Annotated in this window: 18 protein-coding genes and 2 tRNA genes; 8 read left to right on the forward strand and 12 right to left on the reverse strand. The window is 69.6% G+C overall.

The window, feature by feature from the left end; translation table 11 throughout:
- Positions 1-75: 75 nt before the first annotated feature.
- The 3 genes from NA8_RS10745 to NA8_RS10750 form a co-directional block, all read right to left on the reverse strand.
- On the reverse strand, positions 76-705 hold the full coding sequence (locus tag NA8_RS10745) for a PRC-barrel domain-containing protein (RefSeq protein WP_084466672.1): 630 nt from the start codon (positions 703-705) through the stop codon (positions 76-78).
- A gap of 78 nt (positions 706-783) precedes the next feature.
- Positions 784-948: a hypothetical protein gene (locus NA8_RS33680; protein WP_157106634.1), complete on the reverse strand. Its 165-nt coding sequence runs from the start codon at positions 946-948 to the stop codon at positions 784-786.
- A gap of 170 nt (positions 949-1,118) precedes the next feature.
- Entirely contained in the window at positions 1,119-2,648 is a 1,530-nt protein-coding gene (locus NA8_RS10750) for a bifunctional phosphatase PAP2/diacylglycerol kinase family protein (RefSeq protein ID WP_084466673.1), read from the reverse strand.
- A 193-nt stretch (positions 2,649-2,841) separates the two neighbouring features.
- Here NA8_RS10750 and NA8_RS10755 point away from each other — a divergent pair, with 193 nt between their 5' ends.
- A complete protein-coding gene (locus NA8_RS10755; protein WP_157106635.1) occupies positions 2,842-3,075 on the forward strand; it encodes a hypothetical protein in 234 nt (77 codons plus the stop codon).
- 11 nt (positions 3,076-3,086) lie between these two features.
- On the opposite strand, the gene pspM is transcribed toward NA8_RS10755, so the two are convergent.
- The 5 genes from pspM to pgsA all read right to left on the reverse strand — a co-directional run bounded on the left by pspM (position 3,087) and on the right by pgsA (position 6,897).
- Positions 3,087-3,977, reverse strand: coding sequence for a phage shock envelope stress response protein PspM (pspM, locus tag NA8_RS10760; RefSeq protein WP_245663762.1), 891 nt, complete (start codon positions 3,975-3,977; stop codon positions 3,087-3,089).
- 141 nt (positions 3,978-4,118) lie between these two features.
- Positions 4,119-4,940, reverse strand: a complete 822-nt coding sequence (gene pspA / locus NA8_RS10765; protein WP_062974061.1) for a phage shock protein PspA — start codon at positions 4,938-4,940, stop codon at positions 4,119-4,121.
- Between the two features lie 199 nt (positions 4,941-5,139).
- On the reverse strand, positions 5,140-5,601 hold the full coding sequence (locus NA8_RS10770; protein ID WP_063050254.1) for a helix-turn-helix domain-containing protein: 462 nt from the start codon (positions 5,599-5,601) through the stop codon (positions 5,140-5,142).
- 112 nt (positions 5,602-5,713) lie between these two features.
- Positions 5,714-6,241: a CinA family protein gene (locus tag NA8_RS10775; protein ID WP_063050255.1), complete on the reverse strand. Its 528-nt coding sequence runs from the start codon at positions 6,239-6,241 to the stop codon at positions 5,714-5,716.
- A complete protein-coding gene (gene pgsA / locus NA8_RS10780) occupies positions 6,238-6,897 on the reverse strand; it encodes a CDP-diacylglycerol--glycerol-3-phosphate 3-phosphatidyltransferase (protein ID WP_063050217.1) in 660 nt (219 codons plus the stop codon). Before pgsA ends, NA8_RS10775 begins: the two co-directional genes overlap by 4 nt.
- A 142-nt stretch (positions 6,898-7,039) precedes the next feature.
- Between pgsA and NA8_RS10785 the strand changes: the two genes are divergently transcribed.
- Together NA8_RS10785 and NA8_RS10790 are read left to right on the forward strand one after the other, a co-directional pair.
- Positions 7,040-7,606, forward strand: coding sequence for an amino-acid N-acetyltransferase (locus NA8_RS10785; RefSeq protein WP_084466674.1), 567 nt, complete (start codon positions 7,040-7,042; stop codon positions 7,604-7,606).
- Between the two features lie 25 nt (positions 7,607-7,631).
- The gene (locus tag NA8_RS10790; protein ID WP_063050219.1) at positions 7,632-7,916 is read left to right on the forward strand and encodes a YciI family protein; all 285 of its coding nucleotides are present in this window, start codon (positions 7,632-7,634) and stop codon (positions 7,914-7,916) included.
- Between the two features lie 4 nt (positions 7,917-7,920).
- Here the strand turns inward: NA8_RS10790 and NA8_RS10795 are convergent, their stop codons facing one another.
- Positions 7,921-8,901, reverse strand: coding sequence for a TerC family protein (locus NA8_RS10795; protein ID WP_063050220.1), 981 nt, complete (start codon positions 8,899-8,901; stop codon positions 7,921-7,923).
- 769 nt (positions 8,902-9,670) lie between these two features.
- On the opposite strand from NA8_RS10795, the gene NA8_RS10800 reads away from it, so the two are divergent.
- Positions 9,671-9,743, forward strand: a tRNA-Trp gene (locus NA8_RS10800).
- Positions 9,744-9,773: 30 nt separating this feature from the next.
- Positions 9,774-9,850, forward strand: a tRNA-Leu gene (locus NA8_RS10805).
- Positions 9,851-9,856: 6 nt separating this feature from the next.
- Here NA8_RS10805 and NA8_RS10810 read toward each other — a convergent pair.
- The gene (locus NA8_RS10810; protein ID WP_245663763.1) at positions 9,857-12,265 is read right to left on the reverse strand and encodes a DNA translocase FtsK; all 2,409 of its coding nucleotides are present in this window, start codon (positions 12,263-12,265) and stop codon (positions 9,857-9,859) included.
- On the opposite strand from NA8_RS10810, the gene NA8_RS35005 reads away from it, so the two are divergent.
- Positions 12,258-12,485 carry a hypothetical protein gene (locus NA8_RS35005; RefSeq protein WP_063050221.1) on the forward strand — a complete coding sequence of 76 codons (228 nt, stop codon included), beginning with the start codon at positions 12,258-12,260 and terminating at the stop codon, positions 12,483-12,485. The genes NA8_RS10810 and NA8_RS35005 overlap by 8 nt on opposite strands.
- A 225-nt stretch (positions 12,486-12,710) precedes the next feature.
- Here NA8_RS35005 and NA8_RS10820 read toward each other — a convergent pair whose 3' ends face one another.
- On the reverse strand, positions 12,711-13,334 hold the full coding sequence (locus NA8_RS10820; protein ID WP_084466676.1) for a TIGR03085 family metal-binding protein: 624 nt from the start codon (positions 13,332-13,334) through the stop codon (positions 12,711-12,713).
- A 403-nt stretch (positions 13,335-13,737) separates the two neighbouring features.
- On the opposite strand from NA8_RS10820, the gene NA8_RS10825 reads away from it, so the two are divergent.
- Together NA8_RS10825 and NA8_RS10830 are read left to right on the forward strand one after the other, a co-directional pair.
- A complete protein-coding gene (locus tag NA8_RS10825; RefSeq protein ID WP_169810485.1) occupies positions 13,738-14,118 on the forward strand; it encodes a DUF4189 domain-containing protein in 381 nt (126 codons plus the stop codon).
- Between the two features lie 29 nt (positions 14,119-14,147).
- Positions 14,148-14,705: a WKL family lipoprotein gene (locus NA8_RS10830; protein ID WP_063050224.1), complete on the forward strand. Its 558-nt coding sequence runs from the start codon at positions 14,148-14,150 to the stop codon at positions 14,703-14,705.
- Positions 14,706-14,772: 67 nt separating this feature from the next.
- Here the strand turns inward: NA8_RS10830 and NA8_RS10835 are convergent, their stop codons facing one another.
- A complete protein-coding gene (locus tag NA8_RS10835) occupies positions 14,773-16,614 on the reverse strand; it encodes a ribonuclease J (protein ID WP_084466677.1) in 1,842 nt (613 codons plus the stop codon).
- Positions 16,615-16,679: the final 65 nt, after the last annotated feature.

Raw genomic sequence — 16,679 nt, forward strand, 5'->3', positions numbered from 1 at the left:
CTCCCGGCATATCGCGTAGGCGAACGGAGCGGGGCCCGGCCGCGCGGTCGGCGCGGCCGGACCCCACCTACCCGATCAGCCCCGTCGGCGCTCGGCGTCCGGAAGGTCTCCGGCCAGTGGGTCGTCGTGCGGCACGCCGTCCGGTTCCCGCATACCGAGATCGGCCGTGTCGACGGCGTAGGAGTCGATCATCGGCTCACGTCCCACGCGCGCCCGCTCGCCCGCCGGCGGCATGCGCAGCGTCTCCTCCTCGCTCCCCGGATAGGTCCGCATGCGGGCCGGGGCGGCGTCTCCCGGTTGCCCGGCGCGCTCCTCCGGCGGGCGAGTCATCTCGGGGCGGGCTCGCCGCGGCTGCGGCACCGGCTGCCTGCCGTAGACGTCCCAGGCGGCCTGCTCCGGGTCGATCTGGTAGTGATCGAACAGTTCCTGCTCGGCCTGCGGGCTGATCTGCCCGTTGTGGTCCAGCTGGGGCGAGGCCTTCACCGCGTCCTTGCCGACCCGCACCTGCAGCGTGGCCGACTCGGGGCGATGCTCGGCCCCGGCCAGCGGGACCAGGGCGTCGGCGCTGAACAGACCGGTGGATACCGCGATCCAGGTGGGTGATCCAGAACTGTTGTCGACGTAGACCCGCTTGACCTTGCCGATCTTCTCGCCTTCGGGACCGTACACCGAGCTTCCGATGAGCGTTTCCAGCATTTCAGTCATGGGTTCCTCCGCAGTTCGTCCGTACGACGGGCAGCCCGACAGAACGCGGCCGACCACCGCACGTGCTGAGAAAAGGGTTCAATCGCTTGTGGGTCGATCGGTGACGTCGGGGCCTGCGAGGCGCTGCGCTCTGCGCGACAGCCGCACCGGGTCCTCGGCGGCCTCACACGACAGATACCGGCTGACATCCAGCCGCTGCGTGTCCTGGTCGAGCAGCGATCGACGGTAGGAAACATCAAGCATGACGTGCTCCTGCCCAGTAGTGCATGTTCCCGGCCCCAGACGAAGCCGGACGAGATCAGCTACAGGGTGGCAACTACCCTCGCGTTCCACGATCAAACAGGACAATGCCCAATTATCCGACGCGAAGCATAAATCACAGACACGCAGCAATCAGATAGCTATCTGGACATTCACCGCATCCCGCGCGGCGCGGCATCGGAAGCGCCAGGTGCGCCCTTGAGCAGCACCAGCGCCGATGGCCCGCTGGTGAACCGGAAGTCCTTGCCGCGGTGGTCCACCTCGCCGTCGGTGGCCAAGGAGACCGGCTGCTCGGCCACCCGCACGTCCACGCGAGAGACCCGGCGATACCGGTAGGTGGGCGAATACTCCAGCGTGCCGGTGAACGTCGCGAAGACCAGCCGCAGCCGCGAGAAGCGGACGTCGGCGCGCAGGTAGCGGACGTCGAGAGTGCCGCCGTGTAACTCCGGGCGCGACATCGGGATCTGGGCAGCAGGGTGGTAGGTGCCGTTGCCGACGAACAGCATCCACAGCGCGGCGCGGGCGCCATCGATGGTGACGTGCAGCGGCTGGGCCCGGAACAGCACGCGCACCATGGCCATTCCCGCGGCGGGCCATTTACCGATCCGGCGCTCCCAGCGCTCGCGGACGCGCACGAAATCGGGATAACCGCCGAGACTCGCGGTGTTGACGAAGACGCGCCGCTCGGCGTCGTCGAAGCACACCTCGGCCACGTCGACGCGGACCGCTCGGCCCGTTTCCAGCCCGGCGAGGGTCACCGCGGTGTCCTCCACTCCAGCGTCCCTGGCGAAGTGGTTGAGCGTGCCGCCCGCGAAGACCGCCAGCGGCAACCGGTGGCGCACCGCGCACTCCGCGACCGCCGACACCGTCCCGTCTCCGCCCACGACGCCGAGCGCGACGATGTCGTCGCGCCGCAGCAGTTCGCCGACCCGCGCCTCGACATCCTCGTCGCCGCCGAGCTCGAGCACTTCGGCGGCAGGCAGCCGGTCACGCAGGGTGGCGAGCGCGTCGTCGCCACCGCCCGATCCCGCGTGCGGATTACCGATCAGCAGCAGCCCGGCGCCGCCCGGCAGCGCGTCCACATGCTCGACCGGCCCCAGGGTGGCGGGCCCGTCGTCGCGCACCGCCCACCACCGCCGGGTGCCCAGCGCGACCGCAGCACCGAACAGCGCGCCCGCGACCACGTCGGAGGGCCAGTGCACGCCGATGTGCACGCGCGAATAGCCGACTGCGGCGGCGACCGGGGCCACCGCGGCGGCCGCCCCGGGCGATTCCAGCGCCAAGCCCGTCGCGAAGGCGGCCGCGGAAGCCGAGTGCCCAGACGGGAACGACGACGAGTCCGGCGGCGCGACCAGCCTGCGCACGAACGGGACGGACTCGTCCGGCGGACGGCGGCGCGGAAACAGCGGCTTCGCCACGCCGTTGGCCACGCCGCTGGCAATGCTCAGCGCCAGCAGCCCGCGCGCCGCGCCGCGCCGGGTCGAGCGATCCCCGGCCACGAACAGGACCGCCCCGAGCGCGATCCACAAGCGATTCTTGTCAGCGGACGTGCTCAACGCCTTCAGCACCCGGTCCGCCGGGGTCGGCCGCACGCGCGCACTGCGGCCGACCAGCCAGCGATCCAGGCTGCTCGTCAGTCCGACCACCCCACCGTCGCCCCCGCGAGTCGAGAGAAACCGCATCGCCGCAGCCTACCGACCGCGCGGGCGACCGCTGCGCGCTCAGGCGTTCGCGGACGCTGTCGGCGCTGTCACAAACCGGTTAGTACGCGACTTCAGTGCACGGATGTACTCTGATCTCGAACGCACAGTGGCGTTGCGCGACAACAGGGAAGGGATGATCCAATGACGCAGACACCCCAATCAGCACACAGTCATGCACCGAATCTCAGGTGACGGCCGGGACTCGATGGACAACACGAACGAGCTGGCGCAGGAACTCGCGGCCGCGGCACGGCGGCACGGTTCGGCGATCGCGGGGATCGTCGGATCGGCCGCCCGTAAGGCGTCCTGGGAAGTGCTCGACCTCATGGCCGAGAGCCGAGAACTGATGGGCGCGGCGTTTCGCGCCAGGGCCGAGGAACTCCGCCACCGGGACCGGCAGAACTGAACCCGGTCCGATCAGATCGGTGGCCGCGGCGACGCGGGCACCGATCTGTCGGCCACCTCGATGAGGGCCTGGGCCCACCCGTCCAGCCGATCGGAGGCGTGTCGCAGATCCGCCACGATGGTGTCGAAGTGGTGGCGCACCACGGTGTTCTCCGGAACCGCGAGAATCCGGCCCGCAGCGGCCACGACCTGCTCGTACTCCTCGACGCCCGCGTCGAGCCTGGCCAGGGTCAGCCGCAGGTTCTCGGTGAGCGCCACCGCGACGGGCGAATTCGCGCTTCCCATGGCGCCGAGGCCCTGTTCCATCGCCGTGATGTCGGCGGCCAGCGCGTGCAGCGCCGCCGCGCCCGAGGCGGCTGTCTCGAGCATGTCGGCCAGTTCGTCGGGGGGCAGCCGATGCGAACGAGCGATGTGGACGCCCAGCCCGTGCAAGGCCTTCTCCCCGCGCGCCAGACGCGCGATCGACGGGCGCGCGTTCGACCACAACGGCGGCTGCTTGCGCGGAACGAACGCCGCCTGCGGCAGCGGCGCGCCCCGCAGCCGCAGATAGCGGCGAGTGCTCAGCGCCGCACCGGTGACCAGCGCGACCGCCCCGCCGCCGAGCATGACCACGGCCCACACCGGCGCGGAAACGACAACGAGGCCAACGGTTCCCGCCGTGGTGAGACCGGACACGGTGCCCAGCTGGAAGCTGCGGCGGCGAGCCCTGCGGCGGCGGCGCAGCTCCCGCTCGCGCGGATCGGCCCAGCGCCGCACGGCGACGAGCGCGTTCTCGCCCACTTCGCGAAGGCTGTCCGGCAGGCTGCCCGGCTGTGGCGCGAGCGCGGCTTGTGCCCGGATCATCGCCGACCCGCGCAGGCGCCGCGCGTCGAGCTGCCGCTCGCGAAATACACTGCCGCTCATACCTTCTCTCCCACCGGTTGCACACATCGGACAGACCGAGACCCGACTCGGCCGACGGCCGGCCGGTCGGGTCCCCACGCCTTGTCTTCCAGTGAACCAGCCCCCACCGACACGTGTTCGCCGAACGCCCGGTCGCAGCGGTTACTGCTGCGCGGCCTGCCCCTTGTTCATCTGCGGTTGCGCCGAATTCGCCTGCGCCGGATTGATGGCGGGCTGGGCGCCACCGGCAGGCAGCTGGTCGCCGCGCATGGACGCGCGGATCTGCTCCAGCTTGCTGTGCCCGGCCATCTGGATGCTGGCCTGCTGCACCTCCAGCATCCGGCCCTGCACCGAGTTCTGCGCGAGTTCGGCGGCGCCCAGCGCGTTGGCGTAGCGACGCTCGATCTTCTCGCGTACCGCGTCCAGGCTCGGCGTGCTGCCCGGCGCCGAGAGCGTCGAATCCATCTGCTGCAGCGAAGCGGAGACCTGCTCCTGCATCTTGGCCTGCTCCAGCTGGCTGAGCAGCTTGGTGCGCTCGGCGACCTTCTGCTGCAACAGCATCGCGTTCTGCTCCACGGCCTTCTTGGCCTGGGCGGCCGCCTGCAGCGACTGGTCGTGCAGGACCTTCAGGTCCTCGACGGACTGCTCGGCGGTGACCAGCTGCGCGGCGAACGCCTCGGCGGCGTTGGTGTACTGGATCGCCTTCTCGGTGTCGCCCGCCGCGGTGGCCTGATCGGCCAGCAGGACGGCCTGGCGTGCGTTGGCGTTGAGCTTCTCGACTTCGTCCAGTTGCCGGTTCAGCTTCATCTCCAGCTGGCGCTGGTTGCCGATGACCGACGCGGCTTGCTGGGAGAGGGCCTGGTGCTGCCGCTGGGCTTCCTCGATAGCCTGCTGAATCTGGACCTTCGGATCCGCGTGCTCCTCGATCTTCGAATCGAAGAGGGCCATCAGGTATTTCCAGGCCTTGACGAACGGACTAGCCATCGATTGATCCCGCCTCCATCTGACATGCCGCGCTCCGGCGCGACTCCAGTGCGCGACCGTCACGCACCCGATATGTGCCTATCCTCCACCATGCGGCACCCGGGCCGGGCGAACCCGGCCCATCCGACGCCTAGGGAGAATCTATCCGCTTTCCGCGGCGGCCCGCAGCGTTGCCGCCGTGGCCACGTCTCGTAGCGCGTCACACGCCCTTCACCAGGACGAGCATGTCCGATCGCGGAGCGGGGATGACGATCCGCGTGTCCTCCGCCAGCGGCAGCGGCCGCGCGGCCGCGTCGGCCGCCGACATACTCGCCGTCGCCGGAGCGGGCGCGGATTCGTCCTGCGCCGCAGGCTCGGCCGCCGTCCGCTCCGACTCGACGGCGGCCGCGGCCGCGGCGTCGTCCGCGGGCGCACCGGCCGTCGGCCCGTCGGCCCCCGCCATGAGCGTGCTCACATCCCACAGCACCCGCGACAGCGGGACGTCCAGCGCTGCGCAGATGGCGGCCAGCAATTCACTGGAGGCCTCCTTGCGACCGCGCTCGACTTCGGAGAGATAGCCCAAGCTGACCCGCGCCGATGTCGACACCTCGCGCAACGTCCGGTTCTGGGCGAGACGCGCACGCCGCAGACTGTCCCCGATGGCCTCTCGCAGCAGCGTCATCTCGTTCTCCTTCGCTCCCGGTCGCCGGGCCGACACGATTCTCGACCCCACGCATGCCGTTCTTTCTGGCACAACGTCGGAGCCGGGGCGGTTGGTTCCCGCCCGGGGCACCTCAGCCGCTCCGCCCGACGCGGTCGGCCGGGCCCGCGCCCGCCTCCCGCACACACCGCAGCAATTCCGCCACCGCCGTGCGCGTCGCACCGAGTCTGATCGTCCACCGGTCGCCGGAGAGTTTCAACCGCATCACTTCGGTATGCCCGGGACCGGCCAGTCCGAGGAAGACCGTGCCGACCGGATGCCCGTCCTGCGAATCGGGGCCCGCGACGCCGGTCAGACCGACGCCCCAGTCCGCGCCGCAGCGTGTGCGGGCGCCGACGGCCAGCTGTTCGGCGGTGCTCGCCGCCACCGGTCCCTCGGTCGCGAGGACCTCCGCGTCCACACCGGCGAGGCTGTGCTTGAGGTCCGTGGCGTACACCACCAGACCACCGCGCAGCACCGCGCTGGCCCCGGGCACCCCGGCGATGGTCGCCGCGAGCAGGCCCGCGGTCAGCGATTCGGCGGTGGCGACGGTTTGCCGCACGGTCACCAGTGCACGCACGAGATCGATGGCGGGCAGGTCGGCGATCAAGGGATCACTCATGTGCCGCGCGTCCGCCCGGGGCCGCCCGCGAACCACACCCGGGCCGCCTGACCGACGTAGTCCAGTCCGGTGCCCACGGTCAGCGCGACCGCCAGGTACATCAGCGGCAATCCGATCCCGGCGACCCAGCCCGACAGCGGCAACAGCACCATGGCGATCGCCAGCGACTGGACCAGCGTCTTGAGCTTGCCGCCACGCCCGGCCGGGATCACCCCGCGCCGCACCACGATCAAACGCAGCAGTGTGACGCCGACCTCACGCCCGCATATCACCAGGGTGATCCACCAGGCCAGATCACCGAGCAGGGACAGCCCGATCACCGCGGACCCGATCAGCGCCTTGTCCGCGATGGGATCGGCCAGTTTGCCGAAATCGGTCACCAGGCCGTATTTGCGAGCCAATTGCCCGTCGAACCGGTCGGTGATCGCGGCGAGGCCGAACAGCGCCGCGGCGGCGATTCGCCAGCCGGTCTCGTGGCCGTCCCCGACGAACAGCGCCGCGACGAACAGCGGCACGATCGCGATGCGCAGCATGGTGAGCACGTTCGCGATGTTCAGCAGCGGCGGCCCGGTCTCGGCCTGGGCGGGCGCGAAGCCGGGCCGGAGCGGGGCGGGCGCGCTCCAGGGGCGGTCCGTCTCGTCGGGTTGCACGCTCATGCCTTCGCCTCACCGGCGACATGCTCGGTCACGGCCGCCTCGTCATCGCGTCGCGCCACCCGGCGCGACGCGATGAGCTGAACGAGTTGATCCGCGGCACACGTTCAGAGTATCGGTAGCCGGGCCGACTACTGTGCACCCCATGACCTCTCGGGGACCATTAGGTGGTTCGACCAGCGACGCGCATCCGGGCGCGGCTTCTGCCGCGCAGAGTTCCCGCCCGGTCGTCCGACGCGCGCGAACCTCCGATGTGCCCGAGATCAAGCGCCTCATCGACGTCTACGCGGGCCGGATCCTGCTGGAGAAGAACCTGGTGACCCTCTACGAGGCGGTACAGGAGTTCTGGGTCGCCGAACTCGACGGCCGCGTCGTCGGCTGCGGCGCGCTGCACGTGCTGTGGGCGGACCTCGGGGAGGTGCGCACGGTCGCGGTGCACCCCGACGTCAAGGGCTCCGGTGTGGGCAAGCTCATCGTGCAGCGACTGGTCGCGGTGGCCCGCGAACTCGAGCTGCGGCGGCTGTTCGTGCTGACGTTCGAGGTGGAGTTCTTCGGCAGGCACGGCTTCGTCGAGATCGACGGCACCCCGGTCACCGCCGAGGTGTACGCCGAGATGTGCCGCTCCTACGACACCGGCGTGGCCGAGTTCCTCGATCTGAGCTATGTGAAGCCCAACACTCTCGGCAATACTCGGATGCTGCTGACGCTCTGAGTCCGTCCCACAGGAAGCGATACCCGTGCCGATCTTCGCCGTCCACTACGCCTACTCCGAGTCCACCATCGCCGACCGGGACGCGCACCGTCCCGAGCACCGTGACTGGCTGGCCGGCCTGCTCGAGTCGGGCGCCCTGCTCAGCAGCGGTCCGTACCCGGACGGGTCCGGAGCGCTGCTGATCTTCCGCTCGGAGGACGCGGGGCAGTTGAAGAACCTGCTCGCCCAGGATCCGTTCGCCCGGGAGGACCTGATCGACGACGTCCGCGCCGTGGAGTGGGCCCCGGTCTTCGGCGCCTTCGCGTCCTGACCGGCTAACGGTCGGCGCGGACGCGCGTCCGCAGCAGGCTGGCGACCGTCGCGACCACCAGGATCACCAGGATCACGCCCAGCGAGACGGGCGTGGAGATCTCCGGGACCGCGACGTGCTCGCCGCCGTTGACGAACGGCAGCGTGTTCTCGTGCAGGGCGTGCAGCACCAGCTTCACGCCGATGAACGCGAGGATCGCCGCCAGTCCGTAGGACAGGTAGACCAGCCGGTCGAGCAGCCCGCCGATCAGGAAGTACAGCTGGCGCAAGCCCATGAGGGCGAAGGCGTTCGCGGTGAAGACGAGGTAGGGCTGCTCGGTCAGGCCGTAGATGGCCGGGATCGAGTCCAGCGCGAAGAGCAGATCGGCGAATCCGATCGCCAGCAACGCCAGCAACAGCGGCGTGACCGCCCGGCGGCCGGCGATCCTGGTCACCAGCTTGTCGCCGTCGTATTCGTCGGTGGTGGGCAGCACGCGCTTGGCCAGGGCGACGATCCTGCTGTCGCGTTTCTCCTCGACTTCGACCTCGTGGCCGCTTTCGCGCAGCAGCTTGACCGCTGTGTAGACGAGGAAGAGCCCGAACAGGTAGAACACCCAGCTGAACGCGTTGATCGCGGCCGCGCCGACGGCGATGAACGCACCGCGCATGACCAGGGCGAGCACGATGCCGATCAGCAGAACCTTCTGCTGGTAGATCCGCGGCACGGCGAAGGTGGACATGATGATCAGGAAGACGAACAAGTTGTCCACCGAGAGCGCCTTCTCGGTGACGAAACCCGCGTAGTACTCCCCCGCGTAGGTCGAACCCCACTGCCAGGCGACCACGCCGCCGAACAGCACCGCCAGCCCGATGTAGACCGCGGACCAGAATCCGGATTCACGGAACGACGGCTCGTGCGGGGTACGGACGTGGGCGAAGAAGTCGAAGACGAACAATCCGAGGATCACCACGACGGTGATGGCCCATTCGAGTGCGGTTACGTGCATGCGGCGTGCCGATCGGTAGCGAAGATCATGATGCCCATAATGCCCGCTTTGTCCGTTCAGGCTCGGTAGCGGGGTGATTGCCACCCATAATTCCACATGCGTTCAGCCGACGTTTCGCGTCACCGTCCTCCCGCGTGCCCGACGAGTACCGTCTCCCGAACCACGCGGACCGGGACGAACGCGCGCCGGCACGCGCGGGATTTGCCGGGTCGGCGGTGCATCGCGTCGTGACGGGCCCGCCCGTCTTCAGCGCTGTGGTGCGCTTCGATCCGCGCCCCGCGTCGGCGACATCGCCGGACTACGCGCGGTGTGCACCTGCGATGCCACATGGGCACCGGCACGCTCTCGCTGGCGCGGCTCGGCGCCCCGACGACCGGTGTTGCCCGGCCTCATTCCAGCGGGGCCCGGACGGGGAAGGGCGGCTGATCCGGCGCCCGGAGAGACTGCCGTCGAGCGATACCCTTCAGGCTCGGAAGAACTGAACCAGGTAGGGTCGTCGGCGAAGCAAAATCGGTTCCCGACACCGGCATCCGGTGTTAGTTTCTGAGCGGCGAAGATCAGACCACAGGAGGGCGACACGATGACCGGGACGGTGCGGCGGCAGGGGTTGCCGAGCGGTGCCCTCGAGTCGCATGCCGGCACCGCGCTATCGGCCTCATCCGCGTGGCGGATGAGCGCGCGGAGCCGCCCCTGAACGTGTCTTTCGCAGACCCGTACGAAGGGGTCACTCCGCGGCCGACCGCCGAGGAGTGACCCCTTTTTCGTGCGAACGGACGTAGCTCAGCTGGTAGAGCAGCGGTCTCCAAAACCGCGAGCCGGGGGTTCGAGTCCCTCCGTCCGTGCCGATCCTCTCAGGTCGGAACTCCGACCTATCCCTCGTAGCCCAATCGGTAGAGGCGCCGGACCTAGATTCCGGGAGATGCGAGTTCGAATCTCGCCGAGGGAACCAGCCGGATCACTCCGGCGGCTGCGCGTCGCCGTCGTCCCCGCCGCCGCGGATCGACCACAGCAACCCTTCCAGCTCATCGGGTTTCACGAGCACATCACGCGCCTTGGAACCCTCGCTCGGACCGACCACGCCGCGGGTCTCCATGAGGTCCATGAGCCGCCCCGCCTTGGCGAAACCGACGCGCAGCTTGCGCTGCAGCATGGAGGTGGACCCGAATTGCGAGGTGACCACGAGCTCCACCGCCTGCAGGAAGACGTCGAGATCGTCGCCGATGTCGGGGTCGACGTCCTTCTTCTCCCCGGCCTTCGCGGCGGTCACGCCCTCCTGGTATTCCGGCTCGGCCTGATTTTTGGTGAACTCGACGACGGCGTGGATCTCCTCGTCGCTGATGAACGCACCCTGCAACCGGGTGGGCTTGCCCGCGCCCATCGGCAGGAACAGGCCGTCACCCATGCCGATCAGCTTCTCCGCACCCGGCTGGTCGAGGATGACGCGGGAGTCGGTCAGCGACGAGGTGGCGAAGGCCAGCCGGGAGGGCACGTTGGTCTTGATCAGACCCGTCACCACGTCCACCGACGGCCGCTGCGTGGCCAGCACGAGGTGAATGCCCGCCGCGCGGGCCTTCTGGGTGATGCGCACGATGGCGTCTTCCACGTCGCGCGGAGCGGTCATCATCAGATCGGCCAGCTCGTCGACGATGGCCAGGATGTACGGGTAGGGCCGGTACACCCGCTCGCTACCCAGCGGCGCGGTGATCGCTCCCGACTTCACCTTCTTGTTGAAGTCGTCGATGTGGCGCACCTTGTTGGCCTGCATGTCCTGGTAGCGCTGTTCCATCTCCTCCACCAGCCAGGCCAGCGCGGCCGCGGCCTTCTTCGGCTGGGTGATGATCGGCGTGATCAGGTGCGGAATGCCCTCGTAGGGGGTGAGTTCCACCATCTTCGGGTCGATCAGGATCATCCGGACCTCGTCGGGCGTCGCCCGCTGCAGCAGCGACACCAGCATCGAGTTCACGAAGCTCGACTTACCCGAACCGGTGGAGCCCGCGACCAGCAGGTGCGGCATCTTGGCCAGGTTCGCCGAGACGAACTCGCCCTCGATGTTCTTGCCCAGACCGATCACCAGCGGGTGGTGGTCGGTGCGGGTGCTGGGCGCCTTCAGCACGTCGGCCAGCCGGACCAGCTCGCGGTCGGCGTTCGGCACCTCGATGCCGACGGCGGACTTGCCGGGGATCGGCGCGAGCAACCGGACGTTCTCCGTCGCGACGGCGTAGGCGATATTGCGCGCCAGGGCGGTGATCTTCTCGACCTTCACGCCGGGCCCGAGCTCTACCTCATAGCGCGTGACCGTGGGGCCGCGGACGAATCCGGTGACGGCGGCGTCGATCTTGAACTGCACCAGTACCTCGGTGATCGCCTCGATCATCGATTCGTTGGCGGCGCTGCGTTTCTTGGGCGGATCACCGTCGGTCAGCAACGACAACGGCGGCAGGGTGTAATCGCCTTCGACCTCGCGATCGGGGACGAACTCCAGTTGCTGCGGCTGCGGGGGCGGTGGCGTCTGATCTTCCACCACCGCGGCCGGACGCTGCTTCCTCGGCTTCGGTTTCGGCGCGGGTTCCTCGACCGGGATCTGCTTGGCGTCGCGCAGCGGGGGTTCGCCGAGCGCCTCGGTGACCGCGTCGGGGTCGCCGAACTCGTCGGGCGGGTAGTTCTCCACGGGCGTGCGACCGCGCCGCCGCCTGGCGGTCGTGCGATGCACCGGGAAGCCGTCGGCGTCGTATTCGGCCGGGTCGTAATCCCGGTACTCGCCGTCGAATTCCCCGTAGTCGTCGCCACCGGTCTCGGTGCCGAAGTATCGGCGCAGCTTGTCCGGCACCTCGCGTACCGTCGTCCCGGTCACCAGCAGCGCGCCGAAGACGATGGCCAGCAACAGGATCGGGACCGAGAGCCAGGCGGTGAGTCCGTTGGTCAGGGGCCCGCCGGTGACGAAACCGACGAAACCGGCGGCACGGGAACGCCCGTGCGCGTCGGTGGGCGCGCCCGCGGCGATGTGCCACAGGCCGAGGATCGGCAAGCCGATCAGCAAGCCGCCGAGCACCAGCCGCGGCCGGATCTCTGGTCGCGGTTCGGTACGCATCAGCACGACCGCGATCCCGGAGGCGACGAATGGCAGTGCGGCGGAGGCCGATCCGGAGATCGCGCGAATCACGTCCTCCACCCAGTGGCCGATCGGACCGCCTGCCGACAACCAGACCGCCGCCGCGATCACGCCGCTCAGCGCGATCAGCGCCAGCGCCGCGCCGTCGCGCCGATGTCCGTGTTCGATCTCGCCCGCGCGGCTCAGCGTGCGCGTGGTCGCGCCGAGCCCGCGGGCCAGCACGGTCCAGCCGCTGCCGATACCGCGCGTGATCACCGCGAGCGGAGCCGTGTTCGACGGGCGGCGCGCCGGCCGCCGGGCCGGGGAGCTACGCCTGCGGGGCGCGGCGGTCGTTCTGGGCGTGGCCGCGCGGGGTGTCGCCGCGCGGGGCGTGGCCGCGCGAGACCGTGCCGTGGTGGTCCTCCCCCGCGCCGATCCCGCCCGCGCCCGAGTCGTCGGGGTGCTGCGGGACTTACCTGCCATGGCCCCAGGCTAGCCGCAATCGCCCCATCCGGACCATCCGCAACACTGGTACCGTTCCGGCGCTCGCGGCTTTTCGCCGGTCGCCGGGTGCCCCACCAGGAGGCGACGGAGTGCCGGTCCGGCGCACGGACGGTTGCGAACACCGCGAGATTTCGTCTGGTACCACGGTTTCGTACCCGAGCAGGCGGCTGTCGCCGAGTAGCTGCCGGCAACCTCCGGATCCGCCCTTACGCGCCCATCAGACCGATCGGTCCGCTTCGAGCACCGCACGGACGGCTTCGGGGGATCCGGCGGTCTCCAGCCGGACTTCGTCCCGACCGAAAGCGTGCAGCAACAGCTCCGAGGGCTTGCCGGTCAGCGTGACGACGTCCTCGGACGCCGACCGCACCACCGCGCGCCTGCCGTCCGGCGTCGCCAGCTCGACCGTGACCGGCGCCTTGCGGTAGGCCATCCTGGCCATCTTGCGCAACGTTGACCACAGTTTGTCCTCGTCGTCCGCGGGCAGTTCGCGCGGCTGCCAACCGGGCTCGGCGCGGCGCACATCCTCGTGATGCACGAACATCTCCGAGAGGTTGACCACCGCGTCGAGTGGACGCAGCGGCGACCACCACGGCGGACCGGTCCGCACCTGCTCCAGCAGCTCGGGAAACGGCTTGTTCGCCGCCTTCGCCTGCACGCGGTCCAGATACCCCGCGAGTGGCTTCACCAGGATGCCCGGCGCGGCGTCGGGCCGTCGTTCGCGAACCACCAGATGCGCGGCCAGGTCACGCACCGTCCACGTGCCGCAGAGCGTGCGCGCGTCCGGCCCCGCCGCCTCCATCGCCTCGACGAGTTCCCGGCGTTCCCGCTGTGCCATAGTCACACCCCGAACATACCGACCACCCTGCGGCGTCGCCGCGCGGCGCGACGGTCCTCGATCGCGGCAATCGCGGTGCCACCCGGGTGTCCACGACGGGGCGACCCCCGGCGGCGCGAGCCCGACCGCGGAACCCCGGACCATTCCGCTCCTCGGCTCCGTCCCGCAACGATGCGCAATGACGTTGCCCTCCAGCGGATTTCACCGCGTACGGAGTCCACGGCAACCGCATGCTCCGGGTTGCGGGAGCAACGACCCCGGACTCTACGCCGACCAATGCGTGTCCATCCCGGGGTGTGCGCGGCTCCCTATGCCGGGAAATCTCCGGCTAGCGCAATGAGAGTCGGCTCTGTACCTTGTCACTCGGTCCATCGGGTCGTGGACCTTATGACAAGAAGGGCAAATCCTCGTGAAGAAGTTTGCTACCGGTGTAGCCGCGCTCGCGGCGGTAGGTGCCGCGCTGGCAGTCAGCGCGCCCGCCGCGAACGCCTACACCAATAACTACGGCGCGATCGCGCTGTCCACCTCCACCGGTTTGATCGGGTACTCCTACGACTACCCGAACTCGGGTGCCGCACAGCAGCGCGCCGTGAGCTCCTGCGGCGCAGCGGACTGCCAGTCGGTGGTCTGGTTCCGCAACGGCTGCGGCGCCGTGGCGTACTCCAGCGGCACCGGCACCTGGAGTTGGGGGTACGCGTCGTCGCGCCGCAGCGCCCAGGGCCAAGCCCTGGCGCACAACGATTCCGACGCCTACATCGTGCACTGGAACTGCACGTCCAACCACGGCTGACGCCCGGACTCCGAGTCGAAGGAAACATCGTGAAACACCGCACTTTCCGGACCGCCGTGGCCGTCGTCCTCACCGCAGTCGCTTGCTCGCTGACCGCCTGCGCGTCCAACGACGACTCCTCGTCCCCGAGCCCCAGCGCCAACCCCAGCCACGCGGCGGGTGAATTGGAGGGTGGCTCGGACAAGGGCGACAAGGAGGCCGGCTCCGCGCCGACCACGCCGTCCTCACCCGCACTGCCCAAGCCCTCCGTGCAGCAACTGAACGAGCGGCTGCAGAAGGCGTTCGACCCGAACGTGCCCAACGAGGAGAAGATCAGCTGGATCCAGGCCGCCGAGCAGGATCCCTATCTGGTCGCCAACCTCGTCGACGCCGCGAAGAAGCAGAAGGTCACCGTCGAGGTCACCAACGTGGGCGACCCGAAGGACAACAAGCTCAAGGCCGACGCCAAGGTCACCATCGACGGCACCCCGGTGGACGACGCGTTCATCCAGTTCGTGTCCGAGGGCGGCCAATGGAAGGTCGACCACACCTTCGCCTGCAACATCGTCAAGAGCGCGAAGATCGAATCCGCCGCCTGCCAGGAGTAGCCGGTCCCGAATCAGCGAAAGGCGCCGGACAGCCGAGCTGTCCGGCGCCTTTTCGGCTTCCGCAAGATCAGACGCCGAGGACGGTCGGCACGATCATCGGCCGACGACGATAGGTGTCGGCCACCCAGCGGCCCACCACCCGGCGCACACCCTGCGCGATCCGGTGGGTGTCGGTCACACCCTCGCCCGCCAGCCGCAGCAGTTCGGCTTCCACCAATTCCGCCGCGTCGAGCAGGGCGGTGGGATCGTCGGAGAAACCACGTCCGCTGACCTCCGGGGTGCTCACCGCCTTGCCGGTGGTCTCGTCGATGGCGACGGTGATCGCGATGAAACCGCCCTCACCGAGCACCAGCCGGTCGGACAACGTCGACTCCCCGACATCGCCCACCGATAGTCCGTCGACGTATACATGGCCCACCGGGACCCGGCCGACGACCGAGGCGATGCCGTCGACCAAGTCGACCACCACGCCGTCCTCGGCGAGCACCACCCGCTCCTCCGGCACGCCGGTCGCGACTGCCAGCGCCGCGTTCGCGCGCAGGTGGCGCCACTCGCCGTGCACCGGCATCGCATTCGTCGGGCGCACCGCGTTGTACAGGTACAGCAGCTCCCCCGCCGAGGCGTGCCCCGAGACATGCACCTTGGCGTTCTGCTGGGTGACGACTGTGGCTCCGAGCCGAGCCAGGCCGTTGACCACCGCGAACACCGAGTTCTCGTTGCCGGGGATCAGCGAGGAGGCCAGCACCACCAGGTCGTCGGGGCGGATGTTGATCTGCCGGTGGTCGCCGCGCGCCATCCGCGACAGCGCCGACAGCGGCTCGCCCTGCGAACCCGTGGAGATCAATACCAGGCGGTGGCTGGGCAGAGTCGCGGCGACATCGAGGTCGACGACCACGCCGTCGGGCACGGTGAGATAGCCCAGGTCCTGGGCGATCTGCATATTGCGGACCATCGAACGCCCGACGAAGCACACCCGCCGCCCGTACTGCTGGGCCACATCGACGACCTGCTGGATGCGATGCACGTGACTGGCGAAGGACGCGACGATGACCCGGCCGCGAGCCTTGCCGATGACCGAATCCAGCACGCCGCCGATCTCGCGTTCCGGCGTGACGAAGCCGGGGACCTCGGCGTTGGTGGAGTCCACCAGGAACAGGTCGACGCCCTCGTCACCGAGCCGGGAGAATCCGGCCAGATCGGTGAGCCGCCCGTCCAGCGGGAGCTGGTCGAGCTTGATGTCACCGGTGTGCAGCGCGACGCCGGCAGGCGTGCGGATGGCGACGGCGAGCGCGTCGGGAATGGAGTGGTTGACCGCGAAGTACTCGCAGCCGAACGGGCCGTGCGTGGTGTGCTGCCCCTCGGTCACTTCCACCAGCTTCGGGTGCAGACGATGTTCCCGGCATTTCGCGGCGACCAGCGCGAGGGTGAACTTCGAGCCGACGACCGGGATGTCGGGCCGCAACCGCAGCAGGAACGGCACCGCGCCGATGTGGTCCTCGTGACCGTGGGTGAGCACGACCGCGACCACGTCGTCGATGCGGCCCTCGATGGGGCGGAAGTCCGGCAGGATCAGGTCGACACCGGGCTGCTGGTCCTCCGGGAACAGCACGCCGCAGTCGACGATCAGCAGTTTGCCGCCGTACTCGAAGACCGTCATGTTGCGGCCGATTTCGCCGATGCCGCCGAGGGCGAACACGCGCAGGCCGTTCTCGGGCAGGGCGGGCGGGGCGCCGAGACGGTCGTGCGCGGCGACCGGAGCCGCCTGGGGCTGAGGAGCTTCGGCCCGCCGAGCGCCGGACTGGCCGCGGCCACGCGCCGGTCGGCGGGCCGCCGTGTTCTGCGCCTTGGGCTCCCGGCGCGGCTGCGCGGGCGCGCTCTCCTTGGCGGAGACGACCGGAGCGGCGTCCACGGTGGCCTCCTCGGGTGCGGGCCGAGGCGGCGCGGCGGCCTCCGGCGACGTGGCAGGCGTCCGCT

This window comes from Nocardia arthritidis NBRC 100137 (assembly GCF_001612765.1).
GTDB classification, from domain to species: Bacteria; Actinomycetota; Actinomycetes; order Mycobacteriales; family Mycobacteriaceae; genus Nocardia; species Nocardia arthritidis.